The sequence below is a fragment of the Polaribacter sp. SA4-12 genome (assembly GCF_002163675.1).
Classification (GTDB): Bacteria; Bacteroidota; Bacteroidia; order Flavobacteriales; family Flavobacteriaceae; genus Polaribacter.
This window is the reverse complement of sequence record NZ_CP019334.1, coordinates 2,600,843-2,624,859: the sequence shown is the minus strand read 5'-3', so window position 1 is coordinate 2,624,859 and position 24,017 is coordinate 2,600,843. Positions and strand designations below refer to the sequence as shown.

General features: G+C 31.6%; 18 protein-coding genes. 14 read left to right on the top strand and 4 right to left on the bottom strand.

Annotated elements, in window-relative coordinates; genetic code table 11:
• Positions 1-12 precede the first annotated feature (12 nt).
• The 4 genes from BTO07_RS11315 to BTO07_RS11300 are packed head-to-tail and all read right to left on the bottom strand — an operon-like array spanning position 13 to position 4,298.
• Positions 13-543: a YeeE/YedE thiosulfate transporter family protein gene (locus BTO07_RS11315; protein ID WP_087521331.1), complete on the bottom strand. Its 531-nt coding sequence runs from the start codon at positions 541-543 to the stop codon at positions 13-15.
• A gap of 11 nt (positions 544-554) precedes the next feature.
• Positions 555-1,517 carry an NrfD/PsrC family molybdoenzyme membrane anchor subunit gene (nrfD, locus tag BTO07_RS11310; RefSeq protein WP_232457021.1) on the bottom strand — a complete coding sequence of 321 codons (963 nt, stop codon included), beginning with the start codon at positions 1,515-1,517 and terminating at the stop codon, positions 555-557.
• Positions 1,518-1,524: 7 nt separating this feature from the next.
• Positions 1,525-2,058 carry a 4Fe-4S dicluster domain-containing protein gene (locus tag BTO07_RS11305; RefSeq protein WP_087521330.1) on the bottom strand — a complete coding sequence of 178 codons (534 nt, stop codon included), beginning with the start codon at positions 2,056-2,058 and terminating at the stop codon, positions 1,525-1,527.
• Positions 2,055-4,298, bottom strand: coding sequence for a molybdopterin-containing oxidoreductase family protein (locus BTO07_RS11300; protein WP_087521329.1), 2,244 nt, complete (start codon positions 4,296-4,298; stop codon positions 2,055-2,057). The genes BTO07_RS11305 and BTO07_RS11300 overlap by 4 nt, the downstream gene beginning before the upstream one ends.
• 178 nt (positions 4,299-4,476) lie before the next feature.
• On the opposite strand from BTO07_RS11300, the gene BTO07_RS11295 reads away from it, so the two are divergent.
• The 14 genes from BTO07_RS11295 (at position 4,477) to fsa (ending at position 23,969) form a co-directional block, all read left to right on the top strand.
• Entirely contained in the window at positions 4,477-6,372 is a 1,896-nt protein-coding gene (locus BTO07_RS11295; protein ID WP_157663333.1) for a hypothetical protein, read from the top strand.
• A 249-nt stretch (positions 6,373-6,621) separates the two neighbouring features.
• Entirely contained in the window at positions 6,622-7,287 is a 666-nt protein-coding gene (locus BTO07_RS11290; RefSeq protein ID WP_232457020.1) for a Crp/Fnr family transcriptional regulator, read from the top strand.
• Between the two features lie 322 nt (positions 7,288-7,609).
• Complete coding sequence (locus tag BTO07_RS11285) at positions 7,610-8,992, top strand: CmpA/NrtA family ABC transporter substrate-binding protein (protein ID WP_087521327.1); 1,383 nt, start codon at positions 7,610-7,612, stop codon at positions 8,990-8,992.
• Between the two features lie 145 nt (positions 8,993-9,137).
• Complete coding sequence (locus tag BTO07_RS11280; protein ID WP_087521326.1) at positions 9,138-10,244, top strand: ABC transporter permease; 1,107 nt, start codon at positions 9,138-9,140, stop codon at positions 10,242-10,244.
• A 116-nt stretch (positions 10,245-10,360) separates the two neighbouring features.
• Positions 10,361-11,218: an ABC transporter ATP-binding protein gene (locus tag BTO07_RS11275; RefSeq protein WP_087521325.1), complete on the top strand. Its 858-nt coding sequence runs from the start codon at positions 10,361-10,363 to the stop codon at positions 11,216-11,218.
• On the top strand, positions 11,218-12,048 hold the full coding sequence (locus tag BTO07_RS11270) for an ABC transporter ATP-binding protein (protein WP_087521324.1): 831 nt from the start codon (positions 11,218-11,220) through the stop codon (positions 12,046-12,048). Before BTO07_RS11275 ends, BTO07_RS11270 begins: the two co-directional genes overlap by 1 nt.
• A 131-nt stretch (positions 12,049-12,179) precedes the next feature.
• On the top strand, positions 12,180-13,457 hold the full coding sequence (locus tag BTO07_RS11265) for an alginate export family protein (protein ID WP_087521323.1): 1,278 nt from the start codon (positions 12,180-12,182) through the stop codon (positions 13,455-13,457).
• A 153-nt stretch (positions 13,458-13,610) separates the two neighbouring features.
• Positions 13,611-14,015, top strand: a complete 405-nt coding sequence (locus BTO07_RS11260; protein ID WP_087521322.1) for a c-type cytochrome — start codon at positions 13,611-13,613, stop codon at positions 14,013-14,015.
• 179 nt (positions 14,016-14,194) lie between these two features.
• Positions 14,195-16,306: a thioredoxin domain-containing protein gene (locus BTO07_RS11255; RefSeq protein WP_087521321.1), complete on the top strand. Its 2,112-nt coding sequence runs from the start codon at positions 14,195-14,197 to the stop codon at positions 16,304-16,306.
• A 419-nt stretch (positions 16,307-16,725) separates the two neighbouring features.
• Positions 16,726-18,210: a xylulokinase gene (locus tag BTO07_RS11250; protein WP_087521320.1), complete on the top strand. Its 1,485-nt coding sequence runs from the start codon at positions 16,726-16,728 to the stop codon at positions 18,208-18,210.
• Between the two features lie 156 nt (positions 18,211-18,366).
• Positions 18,367-19,683: a xylose isomerase gene (gene xylA, locus BTO07_RS11245; protein ID WP_087521319.1), complete on the top strand. Its 1,317-nt coding sequence runs from the start codon at positions 18,367-18,369 to the stop codon at positions 19,681-19,683.
• 93 nt (positions 19,684-19,776) lie between these two features.
• Complete coding sequence (xylE, locus tag BTO07_RS11240; protein ID WP_087521318.1) at positions 19,777-21,201, top strand: D-xylose transporter XylE; 1,425 nt, start codon at positions 19,777-19,779, stop codon at positions 21,199-21,201.
• Between the two features lie 64 nt (positions 21,202-21,265).
• The gene (locus BTO07_RS11235; protein ID WP_087521317.1) at positions 21,266-23,305 is read left to right on the top strand and encodes a transketolase family protein; all 2,040 of its coding nucleotides are present in this window, start codon (positions 21,266-21,268) and stop codon (positions 23,303-23,305) included.
• A 10-nt stretch (positions 23,306-23,315) separates the two neighbouring features.
• On the top strand, positions 23,316-23,969 hold the full coding sequence (fsa, locus tag BTO07_RS11230; protein WP_087521316.1) for a fructose-6-phosphate aldolase: 654 nt from the start codon (positions 23,316-23,318) through the stop codon (positions 23,967-23,969).
• The last annotated feature ends 48 nt before the right edge of the window (positions 23,970-24,017 follow it).

Below are 24,017 nucleotides of genomic sequence, written 5' to 3'. Positions count from 1 at the left end.
TATATTTTTAAATTATATCCAATTTTTTCTAAAGAAATAAGCGACAATGTAACCTGTACCAAAAATTGATAACATCGTTATAAAACCTCCAGAAGATAATACAGCCATTCCGCTTAAAGCGGCTCCACTTGTACAACCTCTAGCAATTTGGGCTCCTAACCCAAATAAAATACCTCCTCCAAGTGCAAATAGCAATCTTCGTTTACTAGATATTTTTGGAGAATGTTGTACTCTCCAGCTAATTCTTCCTGATAAACCTCCAGAAAGAAATGCACCTAAAAGAACACCTAATGCTTCAAAAACCAACCAAGTATTCATTGGCGTGTCATCTTCTTTTAAAAACTTGCTATAATATGCGTTGTTTTCAGCGTGTGTTGGCGCTATTTTATCAACAATTGTAACTACACTACTTTTTACAGCTCCACTTGCACCTAAACCTCTTTTTGTTAAAAGAAATGTAAAAATGATGATGATACCAAGTAGAAATCCTCCAAAATATGGATTCCAATAAATGTGACTATTTTTTTGTTTTTTATCATTCATAAAATGTAGTTTTAATATAGAAATCTTGTTAATTGTCCGGCTTCAACCATTACAAACCTAAAAATTAGACCTCCTAAAATGACTAATAAGGCAGGTACAATTACAGGCACTTTAAATCCTATAAGTTCTATAAATTCAAGAATTGCTGGCACAATTAGTCCAAGTAAAACAACAAAGCCAAAGAACATTAGTGTAAAGTCTCCGTTGATTAATAATTCCATTGCTTCTAGTTGAACTTGTGAACCTGCATAATATCCCATAATCATATGCGTAATTAATGCCAATTCAATAATAATTAAACCTAAATCTATTTTTCCAAAAAGATGTTTTTCTGCTTTTGTTTTTGATAATAAAATTATTGCAGCTGCTCCTGTAGAAAGTCCAGAAACTAAAAATAATGGACCTAAAATGGCATTGTTCCAAAGTGGTCTTGCATTAAAAGCAGATAATAAAATACCAGTGTAAACACCTAAAACTAAAGCTAAAGGAATTAAAGCATAAGCGATGTTCTTTCTGTTTTTTATTGTAAATTTTTCAAAAGAACTTAAAAATTTAAAACGTTTAAATACTTTTAATTTAGCTTCTAGTTTAGGATATACTTCTCTATAATAACTGAAAGTCCAAATAAAAGATAGTGGTGTTGTAATTAACAAAACCCAAGCTCCCCAAGACATTGGAGATTCAATTCTAAATGTGGTATATAGTTGCCAAGTATATAGCGGATGTGTTAAATCGTAAACTAAAGCTAGCAAGCCTAAAGACAAAGCAATAGGAGGAATAATAGATGCTGTTTTTACAGCTGTTGGATATTGATCTTCTTTACCTACAATATAGATTAAGGCACCAAAAAATAATATTCCAGCTGCAAGACCTCCTAAAAATAAATAAACTGCTATTGGCCAATGCCAAATTTCTAATGCGGGATCGATATTTGGAATATTTCTTCCGCTTGTGAATAGTTCTTCTTGTATCATATTTATTTTATGTTAAGTAAAATACATGTGGATCTGTACCAGCTTCTGGAGCTAATGTTTTGTGTTTTCTATTTTTTAATAATAGTGACACTTCACTGTTTGGATTGTCTAAATCGCCAAAATACATACACTTTGTAGGGCAAACAGAAACACATGCAGGAAGCTGACCTTTTTGTAATCTGTGATGACAAAAAGTACATTTATCTACATATCCGTCTGGATGTTGATAACGAGCATCGTAAGGACATGATTCTATACAAGCACCACAACCAATACATTCTTCTGCAGTTACTAAAACAATACCACCTTCTACAATATGACTTGCTCCTGTTGGGCAACATCTAACACATGGCGCATTTGCACAGTGATTACATCTTTCAGATTTTAATTCTAACATAATGTTAGGATAAGTACCATCTACAGTTTCTGTAATCCAATCTCTACAATATCCAATAGGTACATTGTTTTCGGTTTGACAGGCAACTACACAGTCACTACAACCAACACATTTTAATGTGTCTATTACCATTGCATATCTCATACTTCTTCAGTTTTATGTGGGTCTTCTGTTATAATTTCAACAAAATTTCCACGCATTCCAGTTCCACCCATTATAGGGTCTATCATTGTTTTGGTAACCATTTGTGTATCATTAATACCTTTACCAAAAGCTCTCGTTAATTTTTTATTATCATGACCAAAACCATGAACCATATACACAGAATCCCATCTAATACGTTCTGTAACTCTTACTTTAATAGAAAATGTTGAAGTAATTTTATCTTGATTTCTTAACCAAACAGATTGTCCAGTTTTTAAACCAATTATTCTTGCGACTTTAGGGTTTACCCAAAGATTATTTTCGCTTTTTAAAGCATTTAAATTAGGATTATTTGCAGTTCTACTAAACGTATGCATAGGAGATCTTCCGTAATTTAATCTATAAAAACCTTGAGGTGGTTCTGGGTGTTTTGTATAAAGTGGCATGGCATCAAAACCAAGACTTTCTAATTCTTTAGAATACAATTCAATTTTTCCACTTTCAGTAGGAAATTCATAATCTCCACCTTCCACTAAATACATTGGTCCAGATTTACGAGGATAATGTTTTACTCCAATCTTTTCCATTTCTTCTAATGAAGTTCCCATTTTTTGCAATTGCCATTCAATAACTTCTTTATAATCATCATATTTAAAGAAATCACCTAAACCAATACGTTCACCAATTTGTTTGGCAACCCACCAACCTGGTTTAGAATCGTATTTTGGTTTCACTGCAGGAACTCTAACAGCTATTGAAGGCGTTCTGTTTGTAGCAGAACGAATACCATCATAACGCTCTAAATAGGTGCATTCTGGTAGCACAACATCCGCATAACCAGTAACATCCATTGGCATTGTATCTAAAACAACCATAAACTCAAGTTCATCTATTGCTTCTTCTAATAATTTTTTATCAGGAATTGATTTTGTAATGTTAGTACCTGCAACCATCATTGCTTTTACAGGATACTTATTATCTTTACTCGGAATTGCACATTTAATAACTTCTGTAGTGATTCCCATTTGAGCAAGTGGAAATTTTTCACCAATATCTCTCCAATCCCATTTTGGATGTGGATATTTTGGGTGAGGATATTTAGGAACACTAATTTTTTCTTTAAAGTAGAATCCACCATGTCTTCCCCAAGAACCTAAAAGACCATTTAAAATAGCCATTGCTCTTGCACGTTGTGTATCATCTCCATACCAACTTACATGACGTCCAGGATGAATAATAACAGCAGGTGCAGCATGTCCCATTTCTCTTGCTGTTTTTATAATTTCATCTGGTTTAATTGTTGTAATTCCATAAGCCCATTCTGGAGTGAAATTTTGGACATGTTTTTTTAGTTGATCAAACCCTATTGTATGTTTTTTAACATACTCTTTATCATATAAATCTTCTTTAATAATTACATGCATCCAAGCTAACATTAAGGCAATATCTGTAGCTGGTTTAATAGCTAACCAGTATTTAGATTTACTTGCTGCAGTAGATAATCTTGGGTCAACAGTAATTATTGTAGCTTTATTATCAATAGCTTCAGACATTTCTTGCACTTGAGAGTTGTGCATGTTTTCACCAATGTGCGAACCTATTAATACTAAACATCGAGTGTTTCTAATATCTGTAGGTTCTGGGGATCCTACCCAAGAACCAAATGTTGCGTTAAAGCCAGCTTCACGAGCACCTCTACATTGTGCATAGGCAGGTTCTGCAATAGTATCTGAACCATAAGCTTTAAATAAATGTTCTAAATGTTTACCAGGAGAACCATGCTTTAATAAAGCAAAGGCTTCTGCACCGTATTTTTCTTTAATATTTTTAAATTTTGAAGCAATTAAATTTAAAGCTTCATCCCAACTTGCTTCTCTAAAAGTTTCTTCACCATCAATAGTCGTTCTAATTAAAGGTGTTTTTAAACGATCTTCATCAGAGTACATTCCTACACCACCTGTTCCTCTAGGGCAAAGTCTACCATAACAATGTGGATCCGTTTCATTTCCAATAATTTTTTGAATATTTCCTTGTTCATCAGAATGAGCCCAAGCTGCACATTTCCAAAAACATACTTCGCAATAAGTAGCTGTTTTTTTAAGGTTTTGTGAAATTTTTTGAGTCGTCTTTTCAGTTAAAGATGAATTATTACCAAAAAGATTAAATGCTGAAGTTGATGCAAAAACACCTCCTAAACCTAATGTGGAAATTTGAATAAACTTTCTTCTTGATGTTGTCATATATAACGGTTTTACAAAACGTAAATATAACTGTATAAAGAAGTTGATATTATGATAAATGTCAGTAATACAGTCTTTTGTGTGTAACATTTGTTACATAAGGGGCGTTTTTAAAGTTGTAATAGATAATTAGAGTTGAAGTCATTTTAAATTATTGTAGATTTGAATAATGGATAAAATGAAGAAGACTAAAGCACTTTTTATAATTTCTTTTTTGTTGTTTTCTGCACTGTTTTTGGTTAAAAACAAAAAACTATTTGAAGCAGAGGAAGATTATAAAATTGTGAAAGAAAATGTTTATGAAGGAGCAGAAGTGGTAACTTCTGAATCTTGTTTTCTATGTCATCAAAATACAAAAGGATACTCTCAATATCACAATCCAGAATATATTGGTTGCGCAAGTTGTCACTTAGGAAATACAACTTCGTCTGTTAAAGAAGAAGCCCATAAAGACATGGTTTTAATTCCTGGAAACTTATCAGATGCAAAACAAACTTGCGGTAAATGTCATGCTAGTGAATTACATAAAGTAGAAAATTCTTTAATGACAACAAACAGTGGTCTTATTGCTGTTGATAAATTTGTTTTTGGAGAAGCAGATAGTTTAAATGCTCATTATCATATAAAGGATTTAAAAAAATCGGCATCAGACAAACATTTAAGAGATTTGTGTGCGAATTGTCATTTAGGCGCAGAAAAAAAATCTTTTGGTCCAATAACTCAAATGAGTAGAGGTGGAGGATGTAATGCGTGTCACTTAAATTATTCTAACGAAGCAAAAAATGATCTTGAAAATTATTTGGCATCCGATAAAAAGGAAGTTCCAGAATTTCACCCATCAACAGATATTTTTGTAAATGACATGCATTGTTTTGGTTGTCATAGTCGTTCTAGTAGAATTTCTACAAATTATATAGGCTTGCAAGAAACCTTGTTAGAAGAAGATGATGTAAAAAATAAATCTGATTATCAAGTTTTAGAAGACAAGCGTGTTTATAAATATATTGAAGAAGATGTGCATCATACAAAAGGAATGTTGTGTATAGATTGCCATTCGTCACACGAAGTTATGGGTGATGGAAAAAAGTATGCACATGAAGAACAAGCAGTAAAAATTCAATGTATAGATTGTCATTTTAAAGAAAAACCCAATACAATTCCTTATGATTCTTTAGATACAGAAAGTATGCTTGTTTATTTTCATAGAGACTATAAACACAAGGATAAACCAATTATTGCCGTAAAAAAAGACGGTCATCCTTTAATAAATACTTTTATAGACAGTTTGGGTAATGCTTTTTTAATAGGAAAAAAAGACAAAAAAGTACACGCCTTAAAACCTCAAGGAGAAGTTTGTTCTAGAGATAATGCACATAAAAATGTTAGTTGTGCAACATGTCATTCTTCTTGGACGCCACGTTGTATCGGTTGCCATAATGAATTTGATAAAGATGAACCAAGTGCTTTCGATTTGTTAGATAAAAAGTTTACAAAAGGTCAATGGAAAGAATATGTTGCAGAATTTTCATCTTCAATACCAGCAATGGGAGTTCGTGAAAATGAAGAAGGACGAATTATTGAGCCAGCAATTCCTGGTATGATTATGACCATAGATTTAGGTAGTTATTCTGATAAAACAACTGAAGAAAAGCTCTTGTTTCATAGATTATATGCACCTAATTCGCCACACACAACTACAAAAGAAGTTCGTGATTGTAAATCTTGTCATTCAGATCCTGCAACTTTAGGATATGGAAAGGGTTTGTTGGCTTATGAAATAAAAAGCAACAAAGGTACTTGGGTTTTTACACCAGAATATGCTTTAAATCCTAATGATAACTTACCCGAAGATGCGTGGATTCCTTTTTTGAAAGAGGTTGATAAAAAAACAATAAACTCTACAAGGTCAGATTTTAGACCTTTTACTGTTGATGAACAACAGAAATTGTTGTTGGTAGGTTCATGTTTGCAATGTCATAAAGATAACTCTAAAGTGATGAAGCAAACTTTAGAATTTGGATTAAAACCAATGCTAAAAAATAGGAGTACTTCTTGTGTTTTGCCAACTTTTTAATGCTTAAAAAGAAGATTAAAGAGTTATTTCGTAAATTTTAAATTGGTGTTTTTCTAAATCTATAATCTTAGATAGCTTTTTTTAAGATAACACTAAAAATAAGTATATGTTTCTTAAAGTAAGTATTATTACGTAGTTTTGTAAAAACATTTTTTATTTAAATTGGTTAATTCTACAAACATATTATTAAAAAATTCTAGAAAAGTCATTAAAGATTTTTCTTGTGCTTCTTGCAGTAATACTAATTGTTTGATTAAAAAAAACTTAGGAAACTTATCGAACACTGCTTTTGTAGAAAATAAGAATACCTTAAAAAGCAAAAAAGGACAACAATTTATTATTGAAGGAGCTCCTGTAAATGGTTTGTTTTTTATTTTAAAAGGAACTGTAAAAGTTTTTAGAACTGGTATTAATGGGCGTGAGCAAATTGTACGTTTTGCTAAAGAAGGAGAAATTATTGGGCACAGAGGTTTTGGTACAGAAGAATATTATTCTATCGGTGCAATTGCTTTGCAAGATGTTGTTTTGTGTTATTTTTCTAAAGATGATTTACAAGAAGCGTTATTAGAAAACCCTAAGTTTTCTTATGATATGATGCTTTTTTATGCAAACGAATTAAATAAAAGTGAATCTAAAGTAAAGTCGATTTCTCAAATGACAGTTCGTGAACGAGTTATTGATACCTTATTATATATCAACAGAAAATTTGGAGATTTACGAGGTTTCATCAACTTGCCTTTAAGTAGAAAAGAATATGCAGATTATGCAGGAACAACTGAAGAGCAAGTCATCAGAATTTTTTCTACACTTAAAAAAGAAGGATTAATTATCGCTAAAGGAAAAAAAATTGGTATCACAAATATTCAGACTTTAAAGAATGAGATTAGTGAGCACAACTTTTATTTAGATTCTTAAATTACATATTCTTGTCATTCCCGTGAAAACGGAAATTCAAACGAAGTTTACAAAAAGACCTTTCAAATAATAAATTTGAAAGGTCTTTTTACGTAGAAAAATGATTCAAATAATAAGTACGTAGAAAATATACTTATAGGTTTTTGTTTTATCAATGTGTTGGTAAATAATAGCTTACTGTAAAAGTATGTTTTTTAGTAGTTTTTAATATGTTTTAAAAAGAGGTTTGTTTATGGTTAATCCCATAAGTTAAAAGTATGTCTAGGTATATATTTGTCAAAAAATAAGTATTAATACTTAGGTTAATAAAAACTTACTAAAAATGAAATCTCTATTTAAAAAATCAACTTACATTTTACCCGTAGCAATGTTACTATTTGCTTGTGGAGGTAAAGAAGTTAAAAAGACAACAACAGCTGTTGAAGCAAAAACATCAAAAACAAAAACGTTAGCTATTGAGAAACCTCAATTAACGTTTGGTTTTATCAAACTAACAGATATGGCTCCTTTGGCAATTGCTAAAGAAAAAGGTTTTTTCGAAGACGAAGGATTATTTGTTTCTGTAGAAGCACAATCTAACTGGAAAAATATTTTAGACCGTGTTATTGATGGTCAATTAGATGGCTCTCACATGTTAGCGGGTCAGCCAATTGCTGCAGGAGCAGGTTTTGGTCGTCAAGCAAAATTAGTGACTACTTTTTCTATGGATTTAAATGGAAATGCAATTACAGTTTCTAACGATGTTTGGTCTAAAATGAAACCGCACGTACCAAAAGATAAAGATGGTAAACCTGTGCATCCAATTAAAGCAGAAGCTTTAAAGCCAGTAATTACAGAATATAGAAATTCTGGTAAAGCATTTAAAATGGGAATGGTTTTTCCTGTATCGACTCATAATTATGAAATTAGATATTGGTTAGCAGCAGCAGGAATCAATCCTGGAATGTACACCAAAGAAAATGTACAAGGGCAAATTGATGCTGAGGTTTTATTATCTGTAACGCCTCCACCACAAATGCCAGCAACGTTAGAAGCAGGTACTATTCATGGATATTGTGTTGGTGAACCTTGGAATCAACAAGCAGTTTTTAAAGGAATTGGAGTGCCAGTAGTAACAAACTACGATATCTGGAAAAATAACCCAGAGAAAGTGTTTGTAATGACTCAGAAATTTATTGACGAAAACCCAAATACAGCAATTGCAGTTACCAAAGCTTTAATTAGAGCAGGTAAATGGTTAGATGAACCAACAAACAGAAATGAAGCGGTGAAAATCTTATCAATGTCACAATATGTTGGTGCGCCAGAAGCAGTATTAGCAAACTCTATGACAGGTACTTTTGAATTTGAAAAAGGAGATAAACGTGCTATGCCAGACTTTAATGTATTCTATAAATACAATGCAACCTATCCTTTTTATTCTGATGGAATTTGGTTTTTAACTCAAATGAGAAGATGGGGACAAATACCTGATGCAAAAACTGCAGATTGGTATGCAAGTACAATTAAAGATATTTACAGACCAGATATCTGGAAAAAAGCAGCAGCTCTTTTAGTTGAAGAAGGAAACATACCTGCAACAGATATTCCTACAACAAATGGTTATAAGCCAGCAACAGCAGATTTTATTGACGGAACAATTTACGATGCAAAAGATCCTTTAGGATACATCAATAGTTTTTCAATAGGAAATAAAGATAAATAAAAAACATCTTGATACAATTTCGATAAAAAATCTAAATTGTATCAATTTGATAACGTGAATATTAGTCCTAAAAAATAAGGTACTGTCAGTTCGATTGAAATTTAATTTTTATAAATTTTGTATCGAGAACTTTAAAAATAAACAGATGAGAGCAAGTTTAACACTAGGGAAGGTTTCTAATTTTATTGGATTAGGTTTTCTTACCACTTTAAAAGATTTATTTACAGGAAAACTAGAAAAAGAAGAATTTAAAAACTTTTTACGCAAGACAATAGTGCCGCTTGCTTCCATTTTATTATTTATTGGTTTATGGCATTTAGGAGCAAAGTCTTTATACAATATAGAGGCAGAATTTAAAATAGAAAAAGCTTTACAAGACCAAGGTCAAGTTGCTGCAGATGCTTTAAAATCGTGTATTGCTTCTGGTGAATCTAGTTGTCAGCCAAATACATTACCATCTCCAGCTCAAGTTTGGGAATCTTTTAATTCTTTATTAAGAGATCATAATATTATTAGTGCAGATAAAGCTGCTTTTATAGAAAAAACAGCTGCTTTAAACGCTCAAAGAATTGCCGATGGTAAAGATGCAATTACCTATACTGGTAGACCTTCTTTTGTGGATCAAATATTTACAAGTTTACAAACTGTATTTGCTGGTTTCTTATTGGCATTATTAATTGCAGTTCCTTTAGGTATTTTTATAGGATTGAGTTCTACTTTAAAAAGTGCATTTAATTGGTTTATTCAAATTTTTAAGCCAGTATCTCCTGTAGTTTGGTATTTATTAGTTTTTATGATTGTAAAAACATTATTGATAGATTCTAATGAAGATAGTTCATTTACCATTTCATTTATTAGTGTTGGTTTTTGTTCTATGTGGGCAACTTTGGTGAACACAGCAATGGGAGTTTCTACAGTTGATAAAGATTATATTAATGTTGCAAAAGTTTTAAAATTAGGAACTTTTCAGAAGATTTTTAAAGTGGTTTTACCATCATCTTTACCATTAATTTTCACAGGATTAAAAATCACATTATCAGTTGCTTGGATGGTTTTAATTGCGATTGAACTTTTGGCACAGAGTCCTGGTTTAGGGTTGTTTGTGTGGGAGGAATTCCAAAATGGAGCAAACGATTCAAATGCAAAAATTATTGTTGCCATGTTTGTAATTGGTATCATTGGTTTCTTGTTAGATAGATTGATGTTAACGATTCAGAATTGGGTGTCTTTTGATAAAACTGATGCAATTTAATTAAAAGTCATACCTGCGTTAGGGATTGAAACGACATCCTTTTTTATTTTTTTGAAATAAAAAAGATATAGTGTAAAGCCCGACCTTTTTAGGTAACGCCCAAATAAAATAAAAAAATGGCATATTTAGAACTAAATAATATTTACAAAAGCTACGATCAAGCAGATGGAGAAACAGAGGTTTTGTCTAACATCAACTTGAAAATAGAAGAAGGAGAGTTTGTTGCTATTGTAGGTTTTACAGGAAGTGGAAAAACAACATTAGTAAATTTAATTAACGGATTGATACAGCCAACAAGTGGCGAGGTTTTGTTTAAAGGAGCACCTGTGATTGATACAAGTCATGAGCGTGGAGTAATCTTTCAAAATTATTCATTATTGCCTTGGTTAACTGTTGGTCAGAATGTTTTTATGGCTGTTAAAGAAGCTTTTCCGAAGAAAAATAAAAAGGAGTTAAATGAAATTGTTGCAGATTATGTAGAAATGGTGAGTTTAACGCCAGCAATAAATAAAAGACCTAACGAATTATCTGGAGGAATGCGTCAAAGAGTAGCCGTTGCAAGAGCTTTGGCAATGAAACCCGAAATGATAATTATGGATGAACCTTTAGGAGCTTTAGATGCTCTAACTCGTGGAAATTTACAAGATGAAATCTTAAATATCTGGGGAAAAGACAAAAGAACGGCTTTGTTAATAACCAATGATGTTGATGAAGGAATTTATATGGCAGATAGAATTATTCCTTTAAGACCTGGACCAAATGCAACTTTGGGACCTGAGTTTAAAATTGATTTGGAACGTCCGAGAGATAAAACAGCAATGAATGATAATCCTAACTTTAAGAAAACTAGAAATGCTATTATTGAGTATTTAATGGATATAGGAAATGAGCGTAAATCTGAAGCGAAAGAGGAAATAATACTTCCGGATTTGGTTCCGAAAGATTTTGTTAACCAGTTTAAATTTGGAAACTAATGAGCACTATAATCAAACAAAAAGAAACTAAAATTATTACAGAAAACAAACCTTTTCCGTCAAAGGATGTAATGTTAGATTTAAAGAATCTTAAAAAAGTATATCCTACTCCAAATGGTGATTATGTGGTTTTAGAGGATTTGAATCTTCAGATAAAAAAAGAAGAATTTGTTACCATTATTGGGCATTCTGGTTGTGGTAAAACAACAATGCTTTCTATGATTGCAGGATTAAACCCAATTTCTGGAGGAAACATTTCTGTACTTGGTAAACATATAAAAGGACCAGGACCAGATAGAGGTGTAATCTTTCAATCGCCAAGTTTAATGCCTTGGATGACTTCTTTACAGAATGTTTTGTTGGGTGTTAATCAGGTTTTTCCTCAAGCAACAAAAGCACAAAGAAATGATGTTGCAAAGTATTATTTACAAAAAGTTGGTTTAGAAGATGCTTTTCATAAAAAAGCAAGTGAATTATCTCAAGGAATGCAACAAAGAGTTGGTATTGCAAGAGCATTTGCTATAAAACCGAAAGTACTTTTATTAGATGAACCTTTTGGAATGTTAGATTCTTTAACGAGGGGAGAATTGCAAGATATCTTAATTGAAATCTGGAATAAAGAAAAAATTACAGCAGTGATGATTACGCACGATGTTGATGAAGCTATTTTTTTAGCAGACAGAGTAGTAATGATGACAAGTGGTCCTAAAGCAAAAATTGGAGATGTTTTAGATATCAATTTTGAAAGACCAAGGACACGAAAATCAGTTTTAGAACACGACGATTATTATACATATAGAAAACATCTAATCGATTTTCTAGAACATTAGAATAAAAATAATAGTATAAATAGTATATTTAGAGTGCCACAAACATGAGATTTATCATAAATAAGATGTTTTTGTCTTTTTATATTGCGCACCCAAAGAAAAATTAAATTAAAAATTAAATTAGAATAAAAATGAAAAAACAATACATAATTTTAGCACTATTGTTGGTTAGTTTCCAGTTTGTAAACGCACAACTTACTTTAGATGGAGAGTTTAGACCACGTACAGAATATAGAAATGGATTTGGAAGTTTAATTCCAGATGCTTCAGATTCAGGTTTTGGAATCTCAACAAGAGTAAGATTAAATACAAGCTACATGACAGACAATTACTGGGTGTATGTAAGTTTACAAGATATTATGGTTTGGGGAGAAAATAGACAAATTTTACCTTACGATCAGAATAACTCATTTGCAGTTTTTCAAGCTTGGGCAGAAATTAAATTAGGGGAAAATACTTCTACAAAAATTGGACGTCAGGTTTTATCTTACGATGATCAAAGAATTTTAGGAGGATTAGATTGGGCACAACAAGGGCGTAATCATGATGCTGCTTTAATTAAATATAAAAAAGACAATCTTATTGTAGATTTTGCTTTGGCATTTAACCAAGATTATTCTCACCCAACAGGTTTTGTTTCTACTGGAACAGGATATAATACTACAGGTTTTTTCTCATATAAAACCATGCAAATGTTATATATGAAAAAATCTTGGGATAAATTTAATGGTAGTTTATTATTGTTAAATAATGGATTTCAAGAATTTGACACAAATAATGCTGCAGATGGAGTAAGTAATTTACAAACTTTAGGAACACATTTAAACTATAAAAATGGAAGTTTTGGATTGGCTGCTAATGCATATTTACAAACAGGAAAACGTCAAGGAGGAGTAGATGTAAAAGGAGCGTATTTATTAGGATTAGATGCAACTTATAAAGCAACAGATAAGATTACTTTAGGTTTAGGAGTAGAAGCTATTAGTGGTAATGATGGTGGAGCAGGCGAAACAGGAGCTTTTTTCCCTTTATATGGAACAAACCACAAGTTTAATGGATTCATGGACTACTTTTATGTAGGTAATCATGCAAATTCTATTGGTTTAGTAGATTTTCACGTGAGCGCAAACTTTACCTTAAATGAATCTTCTAGCTTAATGGTTAAAGCACTTAATTTTAAAGGAGAGCAAGCTTTAGCGAGTGGAGAAAAATCTTTAGGAACAGAAATAGATTTAGTATACAAAAAGAAATTTAAAGGATATTCTTTAGTACTTGGATATTCTCAAATGTTTGCAAATGATGGTATGTATGAATTAAAAGGAGTTACTGAAGTTGCAGCAGCAAATAATCAAAATTGGGCTTGGGCAATGTTAGTAATTAAGCCTAAGTTTTTAAGCGGAACAAAATAAGAATAGTAAAATATAACTGATAGAAAGCTCTCTTACGAGGGCTTTTTTTATGCGATAACTTTACTGTTTTAGACTTTTTGTTTGAGGCTAAATTTAGACCAATCATAATTTTGTATCATTGCAAACCTTTAACAATACATTTTAAAATAGAAAATGATTAATTATAAAAACTATTTATTTCTTTTTTGCTTCCTGGTTTCATTTGTTGCTTTTGGACAGAATAATCTTAAGAAAAGCAAACAAAGTGGCAGGTTAATTTATTCTTTAGAATGTGCAGAATGTCATGAGGGAGATGGTAAAGGAATGAGAGGGGCTATACCTCCACTTGCTAATGCAGATTATTTAATGAAAGATACAGATAAGGGTATTTTAGCTGTTTTAAAAGGAGTTTCTGGGCGAGTAAAAGTAAATGGTATTAACTATTATGGTACTATGGTTGGTTTAGGAAAACTATCTAACAAACAAGTTGCAGATGTTATGAATTACATTAGAAACAGCTGGGGAAATAAAGGGGAAATTGTGAAACCAGAAGATATTGCTAGGTTAAGAAAAAAGTAATTTTTTAAGCGTAATTTATAATGATGTTTTTTTAGATATCTTTGGCTTATAAAATGTTTAGGATACTTGAGTAGAAGTTATATCTATGATTTTGAAACAAAATCAATAAACAAGGTTACTATTAATCGTGTTTAACCATTTTAATTGAAAATAATAAATTACCATTTTAAAGCCTATAAATGCTAAAATATAATACCATCCTTGTTCTATTTATTATAGCAGTTTTTATTGGCTGTTCTAATAAATCTGAAAGTACAAAACATCAATTTACGAATGATTTAATAAAGGAAACAAGTCCGTATTTATTACAACATGCCCACAATCCTGTAAACTGGAAAGCGTGGAATGAGGAATCATTATCAGAAGCAAAAAAGGAAAATAAGTTAATTGTTATTAGTGTAGGTTATGCAGCTTGTCATTGGTGTCATGTTATGGAGCAAGAAAGTTTTGAAGACTCTATTGTTGCTCATACTATGAATCATAAATTTATCAATATTAAAGTTGATCGAGAAGAAAGACCAGATGTAGATAAAGTGTACATGAAGGCTGTACAATTAATGACAGGAAGTGGCGGTTGGCCTTTAAATGTTATTGCTTTGCCCGATGGAAGACCCGTTTTTGGTGGAACATATTTCCCTAAAGAACAATGGTTAAAAATTTTAGAACAAATTTCTGAACGTTTTAAAAATAAGCCAGAAGATCTTTATGCTTTTGCAGATAAATTAGAAGAAGGAATTAAAGGTTTAGATTTAATTAGTTTAAATACTGATGAAGCTGTTTTTACGAAACCTTTCATAAAAGAAGAAGTAGAAAAATGGAGTGCTTCTTTTGATAATGATTTTGGTGGAGCAGATCAAACAATGAAATTTATGATGCCTAATACTTCTCAGTTTTTAATGCGCTATGCATATCAGAATGAGGATAAAAAATTAATGAAGTATGTAGAAAACACCCTAAATAAGATGGCATTTGGAGGTGTTTATGATCAATTAAATGGTGGTTTTTCTAGGTATTCTACAGATAAAAAATGGCATATTCCTCATTTTGAAAAGATGTTGTATGATAATGCTCAGTTGGTAAGTTTGTATTCAAATGCATATCAAATTACTAAAAACGAAACTTATAAAGAAGTCGTTTTTGAAACTTTAGAGTTTGTTAAAAACGAACTCACTTCACCAGAAGGCATGTTTTATTCTTCTTTAGATGCAGATAGTTATAACGAAGAAAATATTTTAGAAGAAGGAGCTTATTACTCTTGGGAAAAAGCAACGTTAGAAACAGTATTGAAAAAAGATTTCGAGCTATTTTCTAAATATTATAATATAAATGATTTTGGTTTGTGGGAAGAAGGCAAGTTTGTACTTATAAAATCTGTTGATGATATTACTTTTTCAAAAGAAAATAATATCACAATTTCTAAATTAAAGGAGCTTAAAATCAGTTGGAAAAAAACATTAACACAAAAACAAAAAGAACGTAAAAAACCAAGGTTAGATGACAAAAGTTTAACTTCTTGGAATGCTTTAATGATAAAAGGGTATTTAGATGCATATGCTGTTTTTAATGAAAAACCCTTTTTAGATACAGCGTTAAAAACGGCTTATTTTATGTTGAAAAATCAAGTATCTAAAGACGGAAAATTATATCATAATTATAAAAAAGGAAATAGTACTATTAATGGCTATCTAGAAGATTATGCAGCTACAAGTGAGGCTTTTATCAAAATGTATAAGGTAACATCAGATGAGGTTTGGTTACAAAAAGCAGAAGAATTAACGAAGTATGCTATTGATAATTTTTATAATAAAGATTCTAAAATGTTTTATTTTACCTCTAAGAAAGATGCTCCATTAGTTGCAAAAACGGTAGAATATCAAGACAATGTAATTTCGTCTAGTAATTCTATTATGGCAAAAAACTTATTTGCACTTTCACATTATGCTAACAATAAAAATTATCTAGAAATAGCAACATCAATGCTAAATAACATAAAACCCAAAATAGTAAATAATGCTGCTTATTTTTCTAATTGGTTAGATGTAATGTTAAATTTCACAAACCCATATTACGAAGTTGTTATTGTGGGTAAAGATGCAAAACAAAAAATAACGGAATTAAACAAAACGTATCTTCCTAATATCTTAATTTCTTATAGTGGTAAGAATTCTAATTTACCTTTATTAGAAAATCGTTTTATAGCCGATGAAACTTTCATATACGTTTGTATAAATAATACGTGTAAACTTCCTGTAGAAACTATTTCTAAAACTTTAAAGTTGATAAATAAATAGTTAGAATTATTTAACTTATAACTAAAGTCTTGTCTACTTAAAAAAAAGGCTTTTTAGAAAATCAAAATAAACTTAAGATAAAGATTACTCAATCTAAATATTGAAACTCATTTTAAACTTTATAGAAATGTGAAGTTTTTTGTTGTCCAAATTATTAAAATATAACAAGAAGGAATTTACTAGAATTCACACAATAAAAAGTTTTAAATTTTCTAATTATTTAATACTCTTTATTGTCTTTAATAAGAAGTAATCTGAAATCACCCTTTATTAATAGGGTAATTTGCATATTCTATAATACATCATGCACGTTTTTTGTTATTACCTAATTTACTTTAAAAGTAATTTTATTATTCGATAAAAGGCCTAAGAATTATTAAGAGGAATAGGCCGTTTTCTTTAATTTAAAACAATAAGGTTTGTACTATTTAGGATTAGATATTGGAAGTTCTTCTATAAAAGCAGCTTTGGTAGAAGTAGAAACAGGTAAGAGTTTAGGAGTTGTACAAGAGCCCGAAGAAGAAATGGGCATGTTCGCTCAAAAAAACGGATGGGCAGAACAAAAACCAAACGATTGGTGGCTGCATATTTGCAACGCAATTACTAAATTAAAAAAAGAGTATAATATAAGTAGAACTCAAATAAAAGGTATTGGTATTTCGTATCAAATGCATGGTTTGGTTTTAGTTGACAAAAAAGGAGAACCACTTCGTAAAAGTATCATTTGGTGCGATAGTAGAGCGGTAGAAACAGGGAATAAAGCATTTAATGAAATTGGTGAAGAAAAATGTGCTTCACATTTATTAAACTCTCCAGCTAATTTTACAGCATCAAAATTAAAATGGGTACAAGAAAATGAACCAGATATCTACAGTCAGATTCATAAATTCATGTTACCTGGAGATTATATTGCTTATAAATTTTCAAATAAAATAAACACAACTATTTCAGGATTATCAGAAGGCATCTTTTGGGATTTCAAAAACGATTCAGTTGCAGACTTTTTATTAGAATATTATGGAATTAACAAAGATTTAGTTCCAGATATTGTAGACACTTTCAGTGTTCAGTCTTTAGTCGATGAAAAAGGTGAAGAAGAATGTGGGCTTGCTGCAGGAACGCCAATTTTTTACAGAGCAGGAGATCAACCAAATAATGCACTATCATTAAACGTATTCAATCCAGGAGAAGTTGCTGCAACAGGCGGAACATCAGGAGTTGTATACGCTGTTACAGACAGTTTATCAGCCAAAGAAAGTTCGCGAGTTAACAATTTTGCACATGTAAATTATCAAAAAGGAGCAGCGGCAAGAATAGGTAAATTGTTATGTATCAATGGAGCAGGAATCCAATATCGTTGGTTACTAAATAATTTAGCAGTCAGTTCTTACGAAGAGATGAATAATTTAGCATCAGAAATTCCTGTAGGTTCAGATGGAGTTTGCTTAATTCCTTTTGGTAACGGAGCAGAGCGTATGCTAAATAACAAGGAAATAGGAACACGAATTGTAAACATGAACCTTAATAATCACCATAAAGGACACATGTGTAGAGCAGCTTTAGAAGGTATCGCTTTCTCATTTGTGTACGGAATGGAAATCTTAAAATCCGACGGAATTAAACCAAGCGTTATAAGAGCAGGAAATGACAATTTATTCCGTTCAGAAATCTTTGCAAACACAGTCGCGACTTTAATAGAGCAAGAAATTGAAATTTACAATACAACAGGTGCCATTGGAGCAGCAAGAGCAGCAAATCTGCACAAAGGCGATTTCGAAACTTTTGGAAAAGTAATTATGGACAATGATCACGTAATGACATTTATGCCTTTTAAAGACAAGAAGCCATATTTAGAGGCCTATAATAACTGGAAAAACGAATTAGAGCTCATCTTAAATAAATAATTTTTGGGCGTTCCCTAAAAAGGTCGGGCTTTACGCACTCGCTTTTTTTACTTAAAAAAGTAAAAAAGAGCTCAAACAGATGCTTCAATCCCTAACGCAAAAGCAGTACTTACAAGAAATAAACGATTAAACATATATAATTAAACATTTATCAAAATGGCAAATAAAGAATATTTTAAAGGAATCAACAAAATACAATTCGAAGGAAAAGAGTCAGACAACCCAATGGCTTATAAATATTATAATCCAGACCAAGTAGTTGCAGGAAAAACAATGCGTGAGCATTTTAGATTTGCAATAGCTTATTGGCATACATTCTGTGGACAAGGAGGAGATCCTTTTGGACCAGGAACACAAAGTTTTGCATGGGATAAAGCATCAGATCCAATTCAAGCAGCAAAAGACAAAGCAGATGCAGCATTCGAATTCATTAACAAAATGGGATTTGACTATTTCTGTTTTCACGATTATGATTTAGTTCAAGAAGGAGCAACATTCGCAGAATCTGAAAGAAGATTAGATACCATTACAGATTACATCAAAGGGAAACAAGCAGAAACTGGCGTAAAATTATTATGGGGAACAGCAAACTGTTTTTCAAATCCACGTTATATGAATGGAGCTTCTACAAATCCAGATTTTGATGTAGTTGCAAGAGCTGGTGGTCAAGTTAAATTGGCTATTGACGCAACTATTAAGTTAGGAGGAGAGAATTATGTTTTTTGGGGAGGAAGAGAAGGTTACATGTCTTTATTAAATACAGATATGGGACGTGAATTAGATCATATGGGGCAGTTCTTAACCATGGCAAGAGATTATGCAAGAGCACAAGGTTTTAAAGGAACTTTCTTTATAGAGCCAAAACCAATGGAGCCGATGAAACATCAATACGATTTTGATTCAGCTACTGCAATCGGATTCTTAAAAGAATACGGTTTAGACAAAGATTTCAAAATGAATATTGAAGTAAACCACGCAACTTTAGCGCAACATACAATGCAACACGAAATGGCTGTTGCTGCCAAAGCAGGAATGTTAGGAAGTATTGATGCAAACAGAGGAGATTACCAAAATGGTTGGGATACAGACCAATTTCCAAACAACATTCAAGAAACTACAGAAGCAATGTTAGTCTTTTTAGAAGCTGGAGGTTTACAAGGAGGTGGCGTTAATTTTGATGCAAAAATTAGAAGAAATTCAACTGATATGGAAGATGTTTTTCACGCGCATATTGGTGGAGCAGATACGTTTGCAAGAGCATTATTGACTGCAGATAAAATTATGACTTCTTCTGCTTACAATTCATTAAGAGAACAAAGATATAGTTCTTTTGACGCAGGAAAAGGAAAAGATTTTGAAGGAGGGAAATTAGAACTTTCAGACTTGTATAAAATCGCTCAAGAAAATGGAGAATTAACACTTCAGAGTGGTAAACAAGAATTATTTGAAAACATAATCAATCAGCATATCTAAAACCAAAAAGACCTTTCATATTTTAAATTTGAAAGGTCTTTTTAATAAAACTCAGTTTTAACAAAAACTTAAAAAACTAACTTAGACAAAACTATGGGGAAATCAACAAATTCAGGATATCTTATTAAATTAACATTAGTCGCCACTTTAGGAGGCTTACTATTTGGATATGATACAGGTGTAATTTCAGGAACTGTAGGTTCTTTAGATAGTTTTTTTGTAATGCCAAAAGGTTTATCAGAAACAGCTGCGAGTGCATATAAAGGTTTTTTAGTTTCTAGTGCATTAATAGGTTGTATTATTGGTGGTGTTTTTGGAGGATTAGTAAGTAAAAAACTAGGAAGAAAAAAAGGATTAGTGCTTGCTGCAATTTTATTTTTAATTTCAGCCTTAGGTTCTGCAATGCCAGAAATGTTTATTGGTACTTTAGGTGAGTTAGACCATACGTATTCAACAATATTTATTGTGTATAGAATTATTGGAGGAATTGGAGTAGGTTTAGCATCAATGCTATCACCTCTTTATATTGCAGAAATTGCACCAGCTAATAGTAGAGGTAAATTAATTTCATTTAACCAACTAGCTATTGTTGGTGGTTTTATGGTGGTTTATTTTGTAAACTACTTTATATCTAGAAGTGGTGGTTCTGACGAATGGTTGAATACTGTTGGTTGGAGATGGATGTTTGCATCAGAAGTAATTCCTGCAGGATTATTTTTAGGATTATTGTTCTTTGTACCAGACACACCTCGTTCTTTAATGCTAAAAAATAAACCAGCAGAAGCTTTAGAGGTTTTAATTAAAGTGAATGGTGAAGTAGAAGGGAATAAAATTTTGTCTGAAATAGAAGTTTCTATGAATGAAAAATCTTCAGGACATATTTTATCTTTTGGTTGGTTTGTAATTATCATAGGAGTTTTAATTTCAGTTTTTCAACAGTTTGTAGGTATCAATGTCGTTTTATATTATGCACCAGAAATTTTTAAAACAATTTCATCAGGTACAGATAGTGCTTTATTAATGACGATTCTTGTAGGTATTGTAAACTTTTTATTTACTATTATTGCTGTAAATACTGTAGATAAATATGGTAGAAAACCATTAATGATTATTGGAGCTGCAGGTATGGCAGTCGCTATGATCTCTTTAGGTTTCGTCTTTTTCTCTGGTGCTACAGGCTATTTAGCATTGTTTTGTATGATGTTGTATGTTGCAAGTTTTGCGATGAGTTGGGGGCCAGTTGCTTGGGTTTTATTAGCAGAAATTTTTCCAAATAAAATTAGAGGAAGAGCCTTAGCAATTGCAGTTGCAGCACAATGGATTTCTAATTATTTAGTATCTTTAACATTTCCAATGATGAACGATAATTCCTATTTAACAAGACTATTTAATCATGGTTTTGCTTATTGGTTATATGGTGTTATGAGTGTCTTAGCAATGTTATTTATAATGAAATATGTTCCAGAAACGAAGGGTAAAACTTTAGAAGAAATGGAAGGTCTTTGGAAAAAGAAATAATTAAAAAAAAATTCCAATTGAAAAACAACATAATCAATTGGGTTAATTTATAAAATTAAAAAAAATGAATACAAAAATTGACCAACAATCGGCTGACAATATAAGAGCGTTAGCAGTTGCAATGGTAGAAAAAGCAAACTCAGGGCATCCTGGAGGACCAATGGGAGGTGCAGATTTTATGCACATCTTATATTCAGAATTCTTTAACTTCGATCCATCTGATATGACTTGGGCATTCAGAGATCGTTTTTTTATGGATGCTGGTCATTTATCAACTTTAATGTATGCGCAATATTATCTTTTAGGAAATTACGAAAAAGAAGATGTTGCTAATTTCAGACAATGGGGTTCTATCACACCTGGACATCCAGAAGTAGATGTTGCAAGAGGAATAGAAAATACATCTGGACCCTTAGGTCAAGGTCATACCATGGGAGTTGGTGCAGCAATTGCTGCAAAATTCTTAAAATCTCGTTTTGGAGGTTGGATGGATCATAAGATCTATGGTTTTATTTCAGATGGAGGAGTTCAAGAAGAAATTTCTCAAGGAGCAGGAAGAATTGCAGGTCATTTAGGATTGAACAATTTTATTATGTTTTACGATTCGAATGACATCCAATTATCTACGCCAACTGATGAAGTTACTTCTGAAGATACAGAAATGAAGTACAAAGCTTGGGGTTGGAAAGTGGTCACTATTGATGGACATAATCATGATGAAATAAGAAAAGCATTAAAAGATGCGAATAACGAAACTGAAAAACCAACCTTAATTATTGGTAAAACCATTATGGGGAAAGGATGTGTAACATCCGAAGGAAAAACTTTTGAAGGTGAATGTGAATTACACGGACAACCAATTGGAGCATCAGGAGCAGATTATACAAAAACCTTATTAAATTTAGGAGCAAATCCAGAAAGTCCTTTTGATATTTATGAAGATGTAAGTGAATTTTATCAGAATTTATTACAAAGAAAAATAGTAGAAGCAAGAGACAAAAAAGTTAATATTTCTATTTGGAGAGATGCTTATCCGGATAAAGCTAAAAAATTAGATTTCTTTTTATCAGGTGAATTACCAGAGTTAGATTTTGAAGGAATTGAACATAAATCTGGCTTAGCGTCAAGAGCAGCTTCATCCGGAGTATTGGCATATTTAGCTGAGAATGTAGAAAACATGATTGTTTCTTCTGCGGATTTATCAAATTCTGATAAAACAGATGGATTCTTAAAGAAAACACACGCACTTAAAAAAGGAGATTTTAGCGGATCATTTTTACAAGCAGGAGTTGCAGAATTAACAATGTCTTGTATTGCAAATGGTATTGCTTTACATGGTGGAATTATTCCTGTAGTTGCTACGTTTTTCGTGTTTTCAGATTATATGAAACCAGCGATTCGTTTAAGTGGAATTCAAGAATTAGGTGTAAAATATGTTTGGACACATGATGCTTTTAGAGTTGGAGAAGATGGGCCAACACATCAACCTGTAGAACAAGAAGCGCAAATTCGTTTGTTAGAGAAATTAAAAAACCATAGTGGAAATCCAAGTTTCTTGGCATTACGACCTGCAGATTCAGCAGAAACAAGTGTGGCTTGGAAAATGGCTTTAGAAAATAAAAATACACCAACAGGATTAATTCTTTCTAGACAAGGAATTAAAGATTTACCCACAAAAGGAGCATCATCAAGATATCAAGAAGCTTTAGCTGCTGAAAAAGGAGGTTATTTAGTAAAAGAAGTAGAAAATCCTGATGTAGTATTAGTTGCAAATGGATCTGAAGTAGCAACTTTAGTTGAAGCCGCAGCAATTTTAGAAGCAGAAAACGGATTAAAAGTAAGTATTGCTTCTGTAATTTCTGAAGGAGTATTTAGATTACAATCTAAAGAATATCAAAATAGTATTATTCCTAAAAGCAAGCCTTTATTTGGATTGACAGCAGGTTTACCCGTAAACTTAGAAGGTTTAGTTGGTGACAATGGTAAAGTATTTGGATTAGACCATTTTGGTTATTCAGCACCAGCAACAATCTTAGATGATAAATTTGGTTTTACAGGAGAAAAAGTAAGCCAACAAGTATTAGAATATTTAAAAACAGTATAAAACTAGAAGTATGAAATTTTTTATAGACACAGCAAATCTGAATGATATTGCAGAAGCAGAAGCTTTAGGGGTTTTAGATGGCGTAACAACAAATCCATCTTTAATGGCAAAAGAAGGAATTACAGGTGCTGAAAATATCTTAAATCATTACAAAAAGATTTGTGATATTGTAGAAGGAGATGTTTCTGCAGAAGTAATTGCTACAGATTATGATGGAATGATCAAACAAGGAGAAGAGTTAGCTGCTTTGCACCCACAAATTGTAGTGAAATTACCTATGATTGCAGATGGCGTAAAAGCGTGTAAATATTTTTCTGATAAAGGAATTAAAACGAATGTAACGTTAATATTTTCAGCTGGTCAAGCATTATTGGCTGCAAAAGCAGGAGCAACGTATGTTTCTCCGTTTTTAGGAAGATTAGACGATATTTCTACGGATGGTTTAAATCTAATTTCAGAAATGAGATTAATTTATGATAATTATGGATTTAAATCTAAAATTTTAGCAGCATCTGTAAGAAATACAATGCACGTTATTAATTGTGCTAAATTAGGATCTGATGTAATGACAGGGCCTTTATCATCAATTACAGGTTTATTAAATCACCCATTAACAGATAGTGGTTTAGCAAAATTTTTAGAAGATTACAAGAAAGGAAATTAGTATTGAGAGTATTGTTATGAAAAAGTAAAGGGTAAATTCTATTTAGAG